20 protein-coding genes are annotated in these 15018 nt (G+C 50.8%); 3 read left to right on the forward strand and 17 right to left on the reverse strand.

Annotated elements, in window-relative coordinates:
• Positions 1-150: 150 nt before the first annotated feature.
• Both AC3OH0_RS04990 and AC3OH0_RS04995 read right to left on the reverse strand, forming a co-directional pair.
• The gene (locus AC3OH0_RS04990; RefSeq protein ID WP_498344988.1) at positions 151-1401 is read right to left on the reverse strand and encodes a translation initiation factor IF-2 subunit gamma; all 1251 of its coding nucleotides are present in this window, start codon (positions 1399-1401) and stop codon (positions 151-153) included.
• Positions 1402-1466: 65 nt separating this feature from the next.
• Positions 1467-2120 (reverse strand): 30S ribosomal protein S6e, encoded by a 654-nt coding sequence (locus AC3OH0_RS04995; protein WP_498344989.1) that lies wholly within the window; start codon positions 2118-2120, stop codon positions 1467-1469.
• 82 nt (positions 2121-2202) lie between these two features.
• Here AC3OH0_RS04995 and infB point away from each other — a divergent pair, with 82 nt between their 5' ends.
• Positions 2203-4023, forward strand: a complete 1821-nt coding sequence (gene infB / locus AC3OH0_RS05000; RefSeq protein ID WP_498344990.1) for a translation initiation factor IF-2 — start codon at positions 2203-2205, stop codon at positions 4021-4023.
• Between the two features lie 87 nt (positions 4024-4110).
• Complete coding sequence (locus AC3OH0_RS05005) at positions 4111-4551, forward strand: ferritin family protein (protein ID WP_013130233.1); 441 nt, start codon at positions 4111-4113, stop codon at positions 4549-4551.
• Positions 4552-4634: 83 nt separating this feature from the next.
• Here the strand turns inward: AC3OH0_RS05005 and AC3OH0_RS05010 are convergent, their stop codons facing one another.
• Together AC3OH0_RS05010 and AC3OH0_RS05015 are read right to left on the reverse strand one after the other, a co-directional pair.
• Positions 4635-5615 carry a methyltransferase family protein gene (locus AC3OH0_RS05010; RefSeq protein WP_498344991.1) on the reverse strand — a complete coding sequence of 327 codons (981 nt, stop codon included), beginning with the start codon at positions 5613-5615 and terminating at the stop codon, positions 4635-4637.
• 66 nt (positions 5616-5681) lie between these two features.
• Positions 5682-5867, reverse strand: coding sequence for a 50S ribosomal protein L24e (locus AC3OH0_RS05015; protein ID WP_193436848.1), 186 nt, complete (start codon positions 5865-5867; stop codon positions 5682-5684).
• Positions 5868-5987: 120 nt separating this feature from the next.
• On the opposite strand from AC3OH0_RS05015, the gene AC3OH0_RS05020 reads away from it, so the two are divergent.
• A complete protein-coding gene (locus AC3OH0_RS05020) occupies positions 5988-6257 on the forward strand; it encodes a 30S ribosomal protein S28e (RefSeq protein WP_013130236.1) in 270 nt (89 codons plus the stop codon).
• Between the two features lie 55 nt (positions 6258-6312).
• On the opposite strand, the gene rpl7ae is transcribed toward AC3OH0_RS05020, so the two are convergent.
• From rpl7ae to AC3OH0_RS05085, 13 genes are all read right to left on the reverse strand, one after another.
• Positions 6313-6696 (reverse strand): 50S ribosomal protein L7Ae, encoded by a 384-nt coding sequence (gene rpl7ae, locus AC3OH0_RS05025; RefSeq protein ID WP_498344992.1) that lies wholly within the window; start codon positions 6694-6696, stop codon positions 6313-6315.
• A 92-nt stretch (positions 6697-6788) separates the two neighbouring features.
• A complete protein-coding gene (locus AC3OH0_RS05030) occupies positions 6789-8549 on the reverse strand; it encodes a glutamate--tRNA ligase (protein ID WP_498344993.1) in 1761 nt (586 codons plus the stop codon).
• Complete coding sequence (locus AC3OH0_RS05035; protein WP_498344994.1) at positions 8509-9018, reverse strand: DUF2118 family protein; 510 nt, start codon at positions 9016-9018, stop codon at positions 8509-8511. The genes AC3OH0_RS05030 and AC3OH0_RS05035 overlap by 41 nt, the downstream gene beginning before the upstream one ends.
• Positions 9015-10127, reverse strand: a complete 1113-nt coding sequence (gene fni / locus AC3OH0_RS05040; RefSeq protein ID WP_498344995.1) for a type 2 isopentenyl-diphosphate Delta-isomerase — start codon at positions 10125-10127, stop codon at positions 9015-9017. Before fni ends, AC3OH0_RS05035 begins: the two co-directional genes overlap by 4 nt.
• A gap of 112 nt (positions 10128-10239) precedes the next feature.
• The gene (gene amrB / locus AC3OH0_RS05045; RefSeq protein WP_498344996.1) at positions 10240-11103 is read right to left on the reverse strand and encodes an AmmeMemoRadiSam system protein B; all 864 of its coding nucleotides are present in this window, start codon (positions 11101-11103) and stop codon (positions 10240-10242) included.
• A 10-nt stretch (positions 11104-11113) separates the two neighbouring features.
• Entirely contained in the window at positions 11114-11827 is a 714-nt protein-coding gene (gene rpsB / locus AC3OH0_RS05050; RefSeq protein WP_498344997.1) for a 30S ribosomal protein S2, read from the reverse strand.
• Entirely contained in the window at positions 11787-11987 is a 201-nt protein-coding gene (locus AC3OH0_RS05055) for a DNA-directed RNA polymerase subunit N (RefSeq protein ID WP_013130243.1), read from the reverse strand. Before AC3OH0_RS05055 ends, rpsB begins: the two co-directional genes overlap by 41 nt.
• Positions 11988-11996: 9 nt before the next feature.
• Positions 11997-12422, reverse strand: coding sequence for a 30S ribosomal protein S9 (locus AC3OH0_RS05060; RefSeq protein WP_498344998.1), 426 nt, complete (start codon positions 12420-12422; stop codon positions 11997-11999).
• Complete coding sequence (locus AC3OH0_RS05065) at positions 12415-12870, reverse strand: 50S ribosomal protein L13 (protein ID WP_498344999.1); 456 nt, start codon at positions 12868-12870, stop codon at positions 12415-12417. Before AC3OH0_RS05065 ends, AC3OH0_RS05060 begins: the two co-directional genes overlap by 8 nt.
• 4 nt (positions 12871-12874) lie before the next feature.
• Positions 12875-13237 (reverse strand): 50S ribosomal protein L18e, encoded by a 363-nt coding sequence (locus AC3OH0_RS05070; protein WP_013130246.1) that lies wholly within the window; start codon positions 13235-13237, stop codon positions 12875-12877.
• Positions 13238-13239: 2 nt separating this feature from the next.
• Positions 13240-14082, reverse strand: a complete 843-nt coding sequence (locus AC3OH0_RS05075) for a DNA-directed RNA polymerase subunit D (RefSeq protein ID WP_498345000.1) — start codon at positions 14080-14082, stop codon at positions 13240-13242.
• Between the two features lie 9 nt (positions 14083-14091).
• Complete coding sequence (locus AC3OH0_RS05080; RefSeq protein ID WP_013130248.1) at positions 14092-14493, reverse strand: 30S ribosomal protein S11; 402 nt, start codon at positions 14491-14493, stop codon at positions 14092-14094.
• Entirely contained in the window at positions 14493-15014 is a 522-nt protein-coding gene (locus AC3OH0_RS05085; RefSeq protein ID WP_498345001.1) for a 30S ribosomal protein S4, read from the reverse strand. The genes AC3OH0_RS05080 and AC3OH0_RS05085 overlap by 1 nt, the downstream gene beginning before the upstream one ends.
• Positions 15015-15018: the final 4 nt, after the last annotated feature.

The following is a 15018-nucleotide window of genomic DNA, read 5'->3' on the forward strand; positions in this document are numbered from 1 at the left end:
CCCCTATAGCCTCCAGCTCCCTGAGGGAGTGTGTTAGGACAACGCACTCGGGCTTGAATGCAGTCTGCTCCTCAATCATCTCGAGGAGCGGGAAGCCCTCGGCCATTAAGAGGAGCATGTTAGTGTCTAAGACAACCTGTGACGGCTTCCTCAGCTGACTGATTTAACAACACCCCAGCCTGCGAGCCTCCACCTTCCGAGAACCCTCCTGCTTAACGCAACCCTCCCTCCCTCCCAGACGGCCACAGGGTCTTTAAGCTCGACAGTCATCGTGGACTTGCCCAGGCCTGTTACAACGCCGATCCTCGTGGCAGTTCCTATGGTGAGGACGATGTTTTCCTTAACCTGTATTGGGGGAAGCTTGGTCATCTCCTTACCCCCTACAACCCTTTCCAGCACGCTGTACTCTATCTCTAGGACTCTGGCAACAGGCGGCTGGTGATCAGGGTGTGACACAATGTTTCCAACCATTGAGTCAGCCTTTGTTAGAGACGGGTCGAGCGGCGTTCTAATAGCCGCCAGCCCTCCAGGCCTCGCCTCCTCAACCTGTAGCTCGCCGAACCTTATCTCCTCAATCCTCGTCGTAATGGGCTCGTACTTGTAAGCCGTCTTGGAACCCCCTACAGGGGTTTTCACGCCTGGGAGGATGGCCACCTCATCCCCGACCTTCAACACGCCCTGGATTAGCGAGCCCCCTATCACGCCCCCGACAAGGTCCTGGAACGTTGTCCCGGGCCTGTTGACGTCGAAGCTTCTGACAATGAACATTAACGGCGGCTTGCTCAGGTCTCTGTGAGGAGTCGGTATCCTCTCCTGGAAGCTCTGGAGCAGGACATCAATATTCGTCTTGTGGAGGGCGCTTACAGGTATTATCGGCGCGTCCTCCGCAACGGTTCCTCTCACAAGATTCTTTATCTCCCTGTAGTTTTCAAAAGCCCTCTCCCTCGTCACAACGTCTATCTTGTTCTGAACTATAACGATGTTCCTTATCCCTATAGCGTTCAACGCGGCCAAGTGTTCGACAGTCTGGGGTTGCGGGCATGGCTCGTTAGCAGCAACCACGAGTATAGCGCCATCCATGAGCATTGCACCGCTCAGCATGGTCGCCATCAAAGCCTCGTGGCCGGGGGCGTCGACATAGCTTACCCTTCTGAGAAGCCTTGACTCGGAGCCTGTTGGGCAAACCTCATCAGTGGTGTATGCCTCAGGGGGCTTCATGTCCTCGCAGAAGGCTATGTTACCGTCAGCGTAGCCTAGCTTGATGGTCATGCCTCTTTTAAGCTCCTCGCTATGCCTCGCTGTCCATATGCCCGTTAAAGCCTGAACAAGCGTTGTCTTGCCGTGGTCCACGTGCCCGACCACGCCAATGTTTACTTCCGGTTGTTGCTTAACCCAGGGCATGATGAATCCCTTGTTGAAACCAATCCCTTAGGAATTATAGGCGAGGTTGCTTTTATACTAAGAAACTACTTTGGGTAAGCGATCACAGTGTTGACCTGGACTATGTCCGGGGCTATGGTGTTCCCCCTGATCATCTTCCTCCTTCTCTCACCGTTTTTCTCAGGGTGGAAGCCCGGGGGGCCTGATAGAAGAGCCCTCTTCTTGACGGGCCCCTGTATGTCAGGCCTCATCGGGAACCCGCTGATATCGCTCCCGCCCGTTATCTTGAGCTTAACGTTTCTCAAACCAATAATGGAGCCGTCGACCTCGTCCCCTATCTTCAACCCTACCAGCGATGTCGCTCTTTCATCGTTCACTCTTATCTGCCAGGCGCTTGCCCTGAATACCTCGCCCTCCAGCTCCGTGTTGCCGGAGAGGTTTATCAGGAATTCCGAGTTAACCAGCACAGTGTTCTCGGGGACGTTGTCAGCAGGCTCAAGCCTCCCGGTAATCTTGATCTTGTCCCCGGTGTCAGGCCTTCTCATCCTAATTGTTGCCACCCCGTGTACAGCGTTAAGCTCCTCGAGAAGCCTCCTCCCCACCCTTATAACGGGGAGTTCAAACTTATCCTTCATCTCGTCCGTGAAGGGTACTTCAGCATCCCCTACTACTTTAACCTTAACTACCTTGCGTTTTTTCGGCGCCTCAGGGTCGTTTACAACGATTTTGAAATCCGGCATACAGCATCCTCCACCAGTTTCCCGGTGGGGCTGTTTCACTAATAAGCTATTAAGAGGTTTTTATATATTCGCATGATTGTGAATGGTGGTTTCAGTGAGCAGTACCAGCAGGGAGTGGATTAGGCAACCGATAATAGTTGTTATGGGGCATGTCGACCACGGTAAGACAACCCTTCTAGACAAGATAAGGGGTACGGCGGTGGCTAGGAAGGAGCCCGGTGAGATAACCCAGCATGTTGGGGCAAGCATTGTGCCTGCGAGCGTTTTGAAGAAGATTGCTGAGCCCCTTAAGAAATACTTTCCCAAGCTCCAGATCGAAATCCCCGGGCTACTCTTCATAGACACCCCTGGCCACGAGCTGTTCGCCAACCTTAGGAAGAGGGGCGGGAGCGTGGCTGACATGGCCATTCTCGTGGTGGACGTCATGGAGGGTTTCCAGCCCCAGACTGTTGAAGCAATCAACATTCTCAAGGAGAAGAGGGTTCCATTCGTAGTCGCTGCCAACAAGATTGACAGGATCGAGGGTTGGAGGCCGACACCCGACGCGCCCTTCCTTGAAACCATTAGGAATCAGTCCCAGAGGGCGCTGAACCTTCTCGAGGAGAAAATCTACAGGATAGCCGGGGAGCTCTACAACCATGGGTTTGAAGCGGAAAGGTTTGACAGGGTGAGAGACTTCCGCAGGACAGTGGCGATAATACCTATCTCGGCGAAGACCGGGGAGGGCGTCAGCGAGCTCCTTGCATTAATAACCGGCCTCGTCCAACAGTTCATGAAGAAGAAGCTGGTGACGAGTAGTGAGCCCGCTAAAGGCGTTGTCCTAGAGGTTAAGGAGGAGCCGGGGCTGGGTACAACAATCGACGTCATAATCTACGATGGGGTTTTAAGGAAGAACGACTTGTTTATCATAGCCGGGAAGTCTAAGCCCGTTGTCACCAGGGTTAGGGCGTTGCTAATGCCAAGGCCTCTGCAGGATATGAGGATGCACGAGGGCAGGTTCACCCAGGTTGAAGAGGTTTACGCCGCAACAGGCGTGAAGGTCTCCGCCCCGGATCTCGACGACGCGCTCGCCGGTTCACCATTATACGTCATTCCTGATGAGACCAGGCTACAGGATTATTTGAGAATGGTTTCAGAAGAGGTTTCGGAGCTGAGGTTTAAGGTTGAGAGCGATGGCGTGGTCATTAAGGCGGACACGCTCGGGTCTCTCGAAGCCCTCTTGGAAGCTATGAGGAGGGAGAAAATACCTGTTAGGCTGGCGGATGTCGGCAATGTTTCGAGGAACGATGTAATAGAGGCTTCGGTTGTTAAGAAATCCAAGCCCGAGTACGGGGTGATCCTGGCCTTCAACGTCAAGCTTCTGCCGGAGGCGGAGGAGCTGGCGGCCAGGGAGGGCGTTAAGGTGTTTCAAAGCAACATAATCTACCACATCATAGAGGAGTACGGTAAATGGGTTAAAGAGTTGAAGGAGAAGGAGGTTGAGAAGGAGGTTTCATCCCTCGTTAGGCCTGCGAAGATCAGGATACTACCCGGCTTCATATTCAGGCGTAGCGACCCAGCAATTGTCGGCATAGAGGTTCTTGGAGGAGTGTTGAAACCCGGTTGCAACGTGATGAGGAGTGATGGAATGGAGCTCGGAATGGTCGTGCAGATAAGGGATAGGGATAATGTTCTCAAGGAGGCTAGGGCCGGCCAGCAAGTAGCGATCAGCATTAAGGGGAGAATCATGGTTGGACGCCATGTTGACGAGGGAGACGTTCTCTACACGAGCATACCCAAGGATCATGTCACAATGTGGCTTACAAAGCACAGGGATAAGCTGAGCACTGATGAATACTTGGTTTTAAGAGAGATCATAGAGATTAAGAAGAAGCAAGACCCCTTCTACGGTTTCACCGGCTAGGTTCCCCGGCAATCTCCTCGTTTGGAAAACAACCCTAAGCTAGGTATTTATTAACTTTTCAGCGAAATAATTATATGGTGTGTTGGAATGTCCTATGAGTTGATTAGAAAAGCTTTAGATATCGAGGAGAAGGCCACCACATCATACTTTCACTCAATAGGTGTTCTAAGGCTAAAGGGGATTGAAGTTAAAGATCTTGAAGAAGTTATTAAGAAGATAGCTGTTGAAACACTGATTCATAAGGAGATAATGAAGGGCATGCTTAAGGCTTACGAGGAAGCCCTTGAAAAAGAGAGCCAGGTGATGAAGGAGTTGGAAGAGGTAAAGCCCTCTGCTATTGAAAAAGCCTTGATAGTGAAGCTTTTGAAAGAACACTTAATTATTGAGAGCGATATGATCGCTACTTACAAGAAGCTTGCAGAGTCGTTGAGATATCCTGTGTTGAAACATCTGGCGGAAGCCTTAGCTGAAAACGAGCGAATACATCACGAGCTACTTTTGTCCCTGATAAAGAAGTATGAAGAGTAATGGTTGTCTAGCAGGCATGTTTTTCTAAAACCCTTCCCTGCACTAAACAAGGCATTCACGCCCATGGCCGGCGGGGTCGAAGGCTAAATAATGAAGTATGAAGCAATGAGAGATATTGAAACGGTAAAAGCCAGGTAAACCAGCATAGTGGTTAACACTTCTTTCCCAGTCTCCGGTAGCTTCTTACCTATTAGCTTTCTAACCGGGTAGGTTACTGCTTCGCCCAGCTTCCCTGGCATTGGAATCATGAATGGAGTGTGCTCGGCGTACTTAACATAATCTCCCAGCCTACTCCTCAGCCCAGCCTCCTCGAGCAACGCCGCCCCTATGATGATTAGCGTGGAGAGAAGCCACGGCAGTCCGGGCGCAGGCGGGGACCAGCCTCTCCCAGGCTCAGCCGTGCTGGCGAGGTATAGGAGTCCGTAACTCCATATTATGAACCCTAGGTACATCGGGTGTCTAGAGAGTTTGTAAACACCCTCGGTGCTCAAGGCTTTTCCCCTCAACCTATCGCTGACCCATGTGTAGGTGGCTAGGATGAACAGTGTTAGCCCGGTGATCATGAGAGCGAAGCATATTGGGATTGAAAAGTCCCCGGTGAACCCTGGGATAACTAGTTCGGCTACCCTGGTTATCGCGGTGTTCGCAATCCACGCTGGCAGGAATGTTATTAAGCCGAGCCTTGTGAGAACATCGGAATCCGTGAATGGAAGCCAGAGAAGCCTCAGGGCTCCTACGCCGGCTAGGAAGAACATTGTGAAGGCGAAGTACCCTATGGTTGGAAGGTAAATCGCTAGCGAGCCGAGGATGGATAGCCTGGTCTTCTTCAACAGGAACCCAGCGGTCGTGATCGAGAGGATAACCGCTAGCCCCACATAACCGGCGAGCCTGAACAATGCCTCCAGCTCCTGACACCTCGGGAAATCTGACAGGAGGACGCAGTCCGGGATGAATCCCAGCATCCACGCGTTAACAATCCTGACAACCTCTATAGACGCGTAGGCAAGGGCCGTGGAGAACGCTACTGCGAATACTAGGGATGCTATGAGCTCACGCTTAGCCAAGCAGACACCGGAAATGATATGAAAGGACTAATTAATATGCTTTACCGTGGGCTAGGGCCTTAAAACCTACCTCGTCTTAGACCCATACTTCAAGGTCCACTTGAGCTTTCTCGGATCCCTCTTCATGTTGTAGTTTTTAAAACACTTCCTGCTACAGAACCACATTATTGTCCCATTGTTTAAAACATACATTAACCCTGTCCCCGGCTCAAGATCGCTCCCGCAAAACACGCATTTAGCAAGCCTCGCCATATCCTCCACCGTGCTTGAGCACTAGCTAACTCTCGTTAATGTGTTAACAAGGTTTTTAAATTTTCCCAGGCAACACTTATAAGGATAAATAACATGTGTATAGGGAAATAGGTGAATGATTTGAGCAGTGAGCAGGGTTCGGAGAGAATAATTGTGGAGCCGCCGAAGATCAACATTGTCGAGGAGCTGGGCTTTCCGGCGGAGGTTATTCAAATAATAGGTAGAACCGGCGTTTCCGGGGAGATCATCCAGGTTAGGGTAAGAGTTCTTGAGGGAAGGGATAAGGGTAGGATTATAACTAGGAACGTGAAAGGACCTGTCAGAATAGGAGACATCGTTATTCTCAGGGAGACTGAGAGAGAGGCTAGGAAACTTTCAACGAAGCGTTAGCGAGGAATACGAGGAATATTGTTTTAAAGGAAAAAAGAATAATAATCCTCTATTCTTAACCGCTCTTAGCCCTAAGCTCTTGGACAGCCTTGACTATCTCCTCAACCATCGACTTGGCTTCGCCGACGTCCACGATCGCAGCGCTTGAAGCCGCTACCTCAATGCCTGCTGCCTCGCCAAGCTTTTGCTTGCTTGGAACGTAGACGTAGGGTATCTTCTTCTCATCGCACAGCAGTGGCAGATGGGCAACGATCTCCGGTGGGTCAACATCCTCGGCTATTACTACAAGCCTTGCCTGCCCTCTCTCAACAGCTTTCGTGGTCTCGTTAGTGCCCTTCTTGATCTTGCCACCGGTTTCCCTGACTTTTTTCACGGCCTCGTAGACCTTCTCCGCCAGCTCAGGCGGTACTTCGAACTTAACATAGAATGGTTTAGGCATACTTCATCCTCCTCCCTATTGGTCGTCCATACTAGGGGTTAAACGCTATCGCGTCTTATAAATATTGTGGATTAATTAGCGAGAAGGGAGAGCTAGTCGTGAGCGTAAACCGCAACTACCGAGTCCTCTAAAACCTTCTCGATCCTTGCGAAACCAATCCTATATAACTGTATTATGGAGCCCTCCTTCTCGCTCAGAATTCTCTTCTCCGCCAGCAAGGTTTTCCTGGCGAGCCTCATGCCCTCGGGGATTAAGAGCTCTAAGGCAACCTTCTCATCGTCTTTAACCCATTGAATTATTTGGAGACCATGCTTCCTAGCCTCCTCCTGCTCCCTGCTGTGCAACCGGGCTGTGACAACAGGTTTCCCACCCTTCAGGGATGCACCGGTCACCTGGAAGTTGCCAACCCCCATTAACCTGAACAATCCTTCCCCGCTCCTCGGGAGATCCTTGGATGATACATACACAACTGACCCCCTGCCGATCTTGTAGGTGTAGTAGGTTTTCCTTGACGGGTGGACCGGTATGCTGGCTTCAACATCCTCTGGAACATCCTCCAGGATTACCTCGACAGGGTCTTCAACAGCCATGTAGCGGTTGGCCATCGGGTCAACGATCACCCTGTTGATCGCCGAGAGGTTTGCATAGCTTATTTTAGCGTCAACAGGCTTTATCCCCACATCCTTAATTATCCTCCATAAGCATTCCCTCGTAATACCCCTCCTCCTCAGCCCGGAGAGCGTGCCAAGCCTCGGGTCCGAGTATGCTTCGACACCGGACTCCTTTATCATCTTCCTCATCTTTGACTTGCTCAGTATGACTCCTTCCAGGGATAGCCTGCCGAAGTGGATTGTCTCAGGATACTTCCAGCCCATGTGGTCGTACAGGTATTTCTGCTTAACAGTGTTTGAAACATGCTCCTTAGCCCTCAGAATATGTGTGACGCCCATTAAGTAGTCGTCAACGCCTGCCGCGAAGTTGTAGGTAGGCCACACGATGTACTTTTCCCCTACAACGGGGTGGGGTGTTCTTGAAGTATCTATAATCCTGAAGGCAACCCAGTCCCTCACGCTGGGGTCTGGGTGTTGCAGGTCGGTTTTGACTCTGACAACAGCCTCGCCCTCCCCATAGTGTCCTGAGAGCATCTTGTCGAACTCTTCAAGCTGAGTCTCAACAGGGAGCTCCCTGTGAGGGCACGCCCTCCCCTCCTTCCTCCATGCTTTAAACTCTTTCTCACCGCACTTGTCAACGTATGCTCCACCCTTCTCTATCAGCTTCTTAGCTGTCTCGTAGAACAAGGGTATTCTCAAGCTTTGAATATACTCCTCGCTCCACTTAACCCCCAGCCATTCTAAATCCTGCTTTATCATTTGATAAGCCTCTGGATAAGGGGACTTGGTCCTTGGGTCGGTGTCCTCGAATCTTAGAACCATCCTCCCCTTATACATTACGGCATACCAGTAGCTCAGCAGTGCAGGCCTCGCATTACCCAGGTGGATCGTATAGTCCGGGTTAGGGGCGAACCTTGTTACAACGGCCCCCTCCACCGCGTTTGGTAGCGGCGGAAGCTCCTTCTCCCTGACCTCTTTCTTCTCCTCGAGTAGCTCCGGCCAGTTACTCCTCACTATTTCAAGTTGCTTCTCGAGCGGTAGCTTGTTAACCTCCTCGACAATGCTTCTTATGACGTCGATGTATTCCCGCAGGACACTTCTAATCTCAGGGAGCTCTCCGATTATCTTGGAGGTAACAGCTTTCAAATCGGCTTTACCATTGTATTTCACAGCATTCAACAAGGCGTGCTTAAACCCTACTTCACGCACTTTTTCCAATAACGACTTCTCTAGGCCGCTCACCGGTAAACACCATTATGACTTTTTCAGGCTTCTCCCAGGTTAAATCTATAACAGCTAGTAATATACCTTTCAACGGGGCCTTGATCACCCTGACCTCTTTCTTATTGGTGATGATGTACCCTATTTTCTCATGGGGCTCCACGGCATCGCCTTCTCTTTTCGAGACAGCAATCGTTGACCCCGAGGCTTCGAGCAGATACAGCTTTTCTCCTTTCTCAATGAGGAACCCTTTGTAATAACCTCCCTCCTCCCTGTGCACTATTATCACGTCCCTCGTGAAGCAGGGCTTCTCCAAGTCCATGTATTCTACAAGCTTTTCGAACGGGGTGTTTACGAACGTTTTAACACACTCTCCCATGCCAGCGTTTTTCGCAAAAGCAATGTAGACGTCGTTGCCTTTGAAGCATATTGACCTAACGGAATCTAAACCGTTCTCAACGTAGGCCTCGGGGAAGAAGTAGTTGCTCATTTCCTAAGCATCTCCAAGTATTTGTCGAGGCTGAAGCCTCGGGAGGACACGTAGTTTCTTAAAACCGGTCCAACAACCACAGGGGTCCTCCTGAGATCCCCTAGCTTCTCGGCCCCTACCAGGAACATCACAGTCTTCATTGATTCAACGTATTCGGCAACGAACCTTGAGGCTGATTCAAAACCTTCTTTCAAAAGCCGGGTTAAAACCGGCTTGGCAAAACCAGCCATGTCAGCACCGATTGCCAGTGATTTAACAGCTCTTAAACCATCCCAAACTCCTCCTGAAGCAATAATTGTTGAACCCGGGCTTGCCAAGCGTGTCTCGATAATGGAGACCGGGGTGGGTATACCCCATTCCCCTATAACCTGTGCGACGTGTTTCCTTACATCGTCCGCGGTCCTGTACATTTCAACCTTCACCCAGCTTGTCCCGCAGGCCCCTGCTACGTCGAATATCTTGACCCCTGTCTCAGCCGTGATCTTCCTGACAACCTCGTAGGAGAGGCCGTTTCCAACCTCCTTGACCAAGATTGGAACACCCACTTCCCTCGCCACCTCTCTTAGAACACTGAGTGTTTCAAGCGAGAAATCGGTATCCCCCTCCGGCTGTATAGCCTCCTGGGCTGGGTTTAAGTGGACGGCGAGAGCGTCGGCTCTCACAGAGTCAACCAATTGTTTAACCTCCTGGACGCCGAGGGTTTTAAGAGTGTTAAACCCTATGTTCCCTATTAACGGGATGTTGGGCGCAGTGTCGCGCGCGACCCTGTAGGTTTCGACTACTTCCCTGTTGAAATTACTGGTTAGGATTGGCCTCTGGCTTCCAAGCCCCAGCGCTATTCCGTGTTGACTAGCTATTTGAGCAAGCCTCCTGTTAACGTCAAGGGTTTCACGGGCTCCCCCGGTTATCCCGGTTATCATTACTGGTGCTTTAAGCTCGTAGCCCAGGAACCTTGTGGAGGTGTCAACGTCATCTCTCCGGAACCCAGGGATTGCCTGGTGGATCAGGATTATGTCTCTGAAATACTCTTCGCACTTGTCCTTGAAGTCGACGTCACGGTTTACAACTATCTCCAGGTGCTGTATCTTCCTCCAGTAAATATCTCTCAACACCTACACCTTTAACATGAAGATTTAGTTCACCAGGAAATATAAAACTAGCCAAAACACCGGGTTCGAGAACGTGCTCCGTAAAGGGGTGTTTAGAACCCTGAGTTTCAAACTACTGTGTTGAAAACCTTATGGACGCGTATCCTACCACGTGTGACTTATCGCCCGAGACATCCCCGCTTGTCGCATACTTCAACAACTCGGCCCTCGCGCCCCCTCCTCCAGCGAGCTTAGCGTACTCTATTAAAACCATGATACCGCCCGGACCGCAGACTGATACGTCCTCCCTAAGCAAAGTGTTGTAGAAGCCTACCGAGTCAAGCTTGAGTATCATGGATACCGCCTCCCTATCCTTCCTCACCGTTACATCATGAGGGTCATAATGGTTGAAATCGCTGCTCGCGACAATGATTATGTCTCTTTTCAATGAGGAAGCTGCATCAAGCAGTGATTTAGCAACTTCTCTTGCAACATCCGGCGTGTGCAACCCCATTACCACGGGCAGTATTCTAACCTTACCCCCGTAGATGTACTGGATGAATGGGAGCTGGACTTCCACGGAGTGCTCCTCAAGATGCGCGTACTCGTCAAGCTCTGCTATACTGCTCTTATCCGCGAGGGCTTTCGCAAGCTCGGAGTCTACTTCGAGAAGCCCGAGAGGAGTCTCCCACACGCCGCCAGGGTACACTGAGACGAGCGCCCCGTAACCTGTATGGTTCGTGCCAATAACCACTACTGTTTCTGGAACACCGTCGAGAGCCATTTGATAGTAAGTATGGGCTGCTACAGGGCCGCTGTAAACATAGCCAGCATGGGGTGCAACGTAGCCTATCGTCCCCCTTCTTCTAGAAGGAGAGGTCTCGGGGAGTTTACCGGGGCCTATTTTATGGGTGAAAGACCATTTGATAAGGGCTTCGAGCTCATGCTTGTCGTCGGGATAAAAATACCCTGCTACAGCCGGGTGCCTCCTCTTCAATACTTCACCCCTACACCTCGGCCTCGAACTCAGTGGGCTGTTCTGGAAGATCCCCGTTCGGCGGTATGGCTCCGCGCTCCCTGAGAACCTGCCTCGTCAATATCCAGTATAGCAGTGCTAGGCTCTTCCTGCCCTTGTTGTTGCCGGGGATGACGAGGTCTATGAAATCCGTCTTGTTATCGGTGTCGGCAAAGGACACTATTGGTAAGCCTATTTCAGCAGCCTCCTTCAAAGCCTGCGCGTCAGCCCTGGGATCCGTGAGCAGGACGATGTCGGGTTCATAGTACCATTTAAGGCTTGGGTTTGTGAAGGTTCCTGGTAGGAACCTACCGGTGAATGTTTTACAACCAATGTACTGGCACATCTTGCTAACAGGCTTCTTACCGTACTGTCTAACCGAGACAACCGCTATCTTAGCGGGCTCGTACCTCGCCAGGAACTTGCCAGCTATTCTCAGCCTGTCATCTATCTTCCTCACATCGAGTATGTATAAACCATCGCTCCTAACTCTGTAGACGAAGGGCTCCATGAACTTCGTGCATATGTGGGTGCCTATGTGAACGCCCGCTGACAAGTACTTGTCCACTGGAACCAGTAGCTCTATAACCTTCTCTCCCGGCCTCGGTGTAACGGGTTGTTCGTTCAAACCACCTATATCCTCGGTCTCGAACACGCTTCTCACCTCACGAGATCTTGGGGAATTGTAAAACCTCTTTTGAAACATCTACATACGATAAAAACATTCTCCTGCAACAATATCTTTTAACCCCTAGATCATCTAAAACCTTACCTGGTTGCTCGCCAGCCTTAACCCTCTTCTCATACTCCTCCCATAAGTGACCAATAGGGGCGCCGCATGTGAAGCATCTAACAGGGAAAAGCATACTGTACACCTACCTGTAGCTCTTCTGCCACCTTCTCCTGGCGCTGTACCTTCCCCACTTCTCCGACTCGGTCCTCCTGGGGTCGCCGCTCAACATGTGCCTGTCATACTCAATGAATATTTTCTTTACCTCTTCATCATTGTTAACATACTCTAGCAGACCCCTTGCTATAGCTGTTCTAGCAGCCTCTGCCTGGCTCATGACGCCGCCTCCCCTCACCTCTACTTTGATGTCAACCTTCCTCCACAGGTCGCCGACGAGCATTAAAGGCTCCATCATCTTGACCCTTGCCAGCTCCACTGGGAATATTTCGAGCGGTATGCCGTTGATCCAAACCCTCCCTATCCCCGGCTTGACGACTGCTTTAGCAATGCTTGTCTTCCTCTTGCCTGAGGCTACGACGATTTTATACTTCTCGACAACTGTTTCACTCATTCAAACCACCCTTCCAGCCCAGCGCGGTTGCTACCTCGCCCACGTAAACAAAGCCTCTCTTAAGCCTGGAGGCATCGGCCTCCTTAAACCTCACGAACTCCTTCCCCTTCAAGCTTTCAGGGGTTCCAACGAATATTCTCAGCCTCTTCAATGCCTCCCTCCCCTTGGGCTGGGTGTAGGGTAGCATTCTCTTGACCGCTCTCTTCATTATCGTGACCGGGGATCTCGGTCTCTTAATCCCGGATTTCTCCGGGTTGCGGTGGGTTTTAGCTTTCAAAATGTTCTTGTATCCTTCGATAACCCTGTTTCTCTCGCCGCTTAGAACAGCTTTCTCAGAGTTGACTATGATTACCTTGTATCCTTCAAGCAGTTTCTTAGCAACGATGCTAGCCATTCTCCCGAGGACCTGGTTTGAAGCATCAACATACAGTATTTTCTCATCGCTCACGGTCTCACCCTATGATTTTAACGTTAGACCCCTTAGGGTTCTCCCTAACCAGCTCGGTCAGGCTAAGCACTCTGCAGCCTGCCTTCAACAATTGCTCATAGGCTGTTTTAGAGAAGCTGTATGCCGCTACAGTTATCTTGTGGTCTATTCTCCCGGAGCCCAGTACTTTGCCTGGGACAACCACGACATCCCCTTCCACGGTGTATCTGTTTAAACGGCTCAGGTTTACTGCTCGACGCCTCCTAGTCGGCTTAGCCAGCTCCTCGGCAATCCTTGCCCATATGGGGGCGTCGTGGATTTTAGATGCTTTTTCAAGCTCCCTAATAGTTTTCCTCAAGACTACGCTTGTCTTCTTCAACTCCATCATGCTTAAACACCCTTCTCTCTCAGCGTTTCAACGAAATCGTCAAGCTTTTTCTCAAGTATTCTAACAGACTCTAATAAAACATTTCTAGCTGATAAAGCACCGGTTAACTCGAGGGTTAGGATGAACTCATCCTCCTCATGGCTTACCTTGACGGCTCCTGAGGGGCATAGGTTTTCACAGAGCTTGCACATGGTACAGTCCAGTAGCTTGTCGCTCCTTACCTTTACCTCTCCAGATTGGAAGGCGAAGACTTCTTTCGGGCAGGCTTCAACACACTTGAGGCATTCTTCTCCTCTGCAAAGCCCCTGGTTTACAAGTATGTTTGGAACATACTTGTGCGCTGCAACGGAGACGGGGCTCCACTTAATATGCTCCTTGCCTCTTCCAAGCCTAGCGTAGGCTTCCAGCTTTACTTTCTGATGCTTTATCAGCTTAACTATCGGGATCTTCCCGAAGCTGGGCTTGACGTCTGGATCGCTTGACACTAGATTGTCGCTGTATAGTGTTACCGCTTCATCCCCGCCCTCGCCCTCTAGGCTGAGGCGGACGAAGCAGTCCTCCGAGAACAACCCTTTCTCACCAGCCTCCCGGCACTCCTCGGGGGTTTTGTACTTCCACAATGCCTCGTCGCTCGTCAGCGGGATCAACCCTAGCCTGTGTGCAAGATATTCATCGTAAAAGACCGATGAGTTCTCCATGAACGCGACGTAGTCGATAGCCATTGTGGGTACTTCGGATATTATTACCCTCCTTATAGAGTTTAGGAGGTGGAGGCTGATTCCCTTGATCCTTAACCTGGTGAGCAATGGTTTCTGCTCCAAAACCTCTATCTTCAAGTCGGACACACCTGTGGATTAGACCCTCCTTCCTCTCCTACCGCCCGGACGCCTCGTTGTGTCGTGCGGTATTGGCGTTACATCTTCGATCCTGCCTATTATGAACCCCGCCCTAGCCAGGGCTCTGATGGCTGCCTGTGCTCCGGGGCCAGGAGTCTTGGAGCCGTGTCCCCCTGGAGCCCTCACCTTTATGTGTATAGCGGTTACGCCTTTATCCATGGCCTCGTAGGCTGCTTTAGAAGCAGCAATCATTGCTGCGTAAGGGCTGGGCTTCTCCCTGTCGGCTTTAACAACCATTCCGCCGCTGAACCTGCTGACGGTTTCAGCCCCGCTTAAATCCGTGATGTGTATAATAGTGTTGTTCAAGCTGCTGTAAATATGTGCTACTCCCCATTTCAACTCTCTAGCAGAGAACGCCATCAAGCACCACCCTGTTGAACCTGTTGAATAGGCTTCTCCTTAAAAGGACTGAAGGGAGCGTAGTCGACAAGGGGTTCCTCCTCGACGGATACGATGTAGCCGGGTGATGTAATCCTTCTCCCGGCAACAGCTATGTGGCCGTGAACAATGAGTTGCCTAGCCTGGTAAATAGTGTTCGCCAATCCTTTCTTGTAAACAATCGTTTGAAGCCTCCTCTCGAGAAGATCTTCAACCTTAAGGTTTAAAGCATCCTCCAGCCTCGAGCCCTCCTTGAGCAATCCTAGTTTAACCAGCTTGCTTATCAGAATCTTCCCCTCTACCTCTCTGATCTCGGCCGGCTCGCCTAGCAGTGAGCGTGCCCTGTGCCTGAAATAGCGGATCATTGAGGAAGCTCTCCACAACTCCTTCTTATTCCTCAAACCGTATTGGCCTAAAAGCTTGGTTTCATATATTAAAATATCCTTTCTCCAAGGATGTCTTGGACCACTCCACTTCTTCCTAGGCTTCTTTGGATCACCCATTTAC

The organism is Thermosphaera sp. (assembly GCF_059755995.1).

Coding starts and splice junctions, on each gene's coding strand:
- AC3OH0_RS05055 (WP_013130243.1), bottom strand. CDS start 11,987: ATGCTTTTCCCTGTTAGATGCTTCACATGCGGCGCCCCTATTGGTCAC.
- AC3OH0_RS05015 (WP_193436848.1), bottom strand. CDS start 5,867: ATGGCGAGGCTTGCTAAATGCGTGTTTTGCGGGAGCGATCTTGAGCCG.
- AC3OH0_RS05005 (WP_013130233.1), top strand. CDS start 4,111: ATGTCCTATGAGTTGATTAGAAAAGCTTTAGATATCGAGGAGAAGGCC.
- AC3OH0_RS04990 (WP_498344988.1), bottom strand. CDS start 1,401: ATGCCCTGGGTTAAGCAACAACCGGAAGTAAACATTGGCGTGGTCGGG.
- AC3OH0_RS05060 (WP_498344998.1), bottom strand. CDS start 12,422: ATGAGTGAAACAGTTGTCGAGAAGTATAAAATCGTCGTAGCCTCAGGC.
- infB (WP_498344990.1), top strand. CDS start 2,203: ATGGTGGTTTCAGTGAGCAGTACCAGCAGGGAGTGGATTAGGCAACCG.
- AC3OH0_RS05085 (WP_498345001.1), bottom strand. CDS start 15,014: ATGGGTGATCCAAAGAAGCCTAGGAAGAAGTGGAGTGGTCCAAGACAT.
- rpl7ae (WP_498344992.1), bottom strand. CDS start 6,696: ATGCCTAAACCATTCTATGTTAAGTTCGAAGTACCGCCTGAGCTGGCG.
- AC3OH0_RS05080 (WP_013130248.1), bottom strand. CDS start 14,493: ATGGCGTTCTCTGCTAGAGAGTTGAAATGGGGAGTAGCACATATTTAC.
- AC3OH0_RS04995 (WP_498344989.1), bottom strand. CDS start 2,120: ATGCCGGATTTCAAAATCGTTGTAAACGACCCTGAGGCGCCGAAAAAA.
- AC3OH0_RS05070 (WP_013130246.1), bottom strand. CDS start 13,237: ATGATGGAGTTGAAGAAGACAAGCGTAGTCTTGAGGAAAACTATTAGG.
- rpsB (WP_498344997.1), bottom strand. CDS start 11,827: ATGTTTCAAAAGAGGTTTTACAATTCCCCAAGATCTCGTGAGGTGAGA.
- AC3OH0_RS05035 (WP_498344994.1), bottom strand. CDS start 9,018: ATGAGCAACTACTTCTTCCCCGAGGCCTACGTTGAGAACGGTTTAGAT.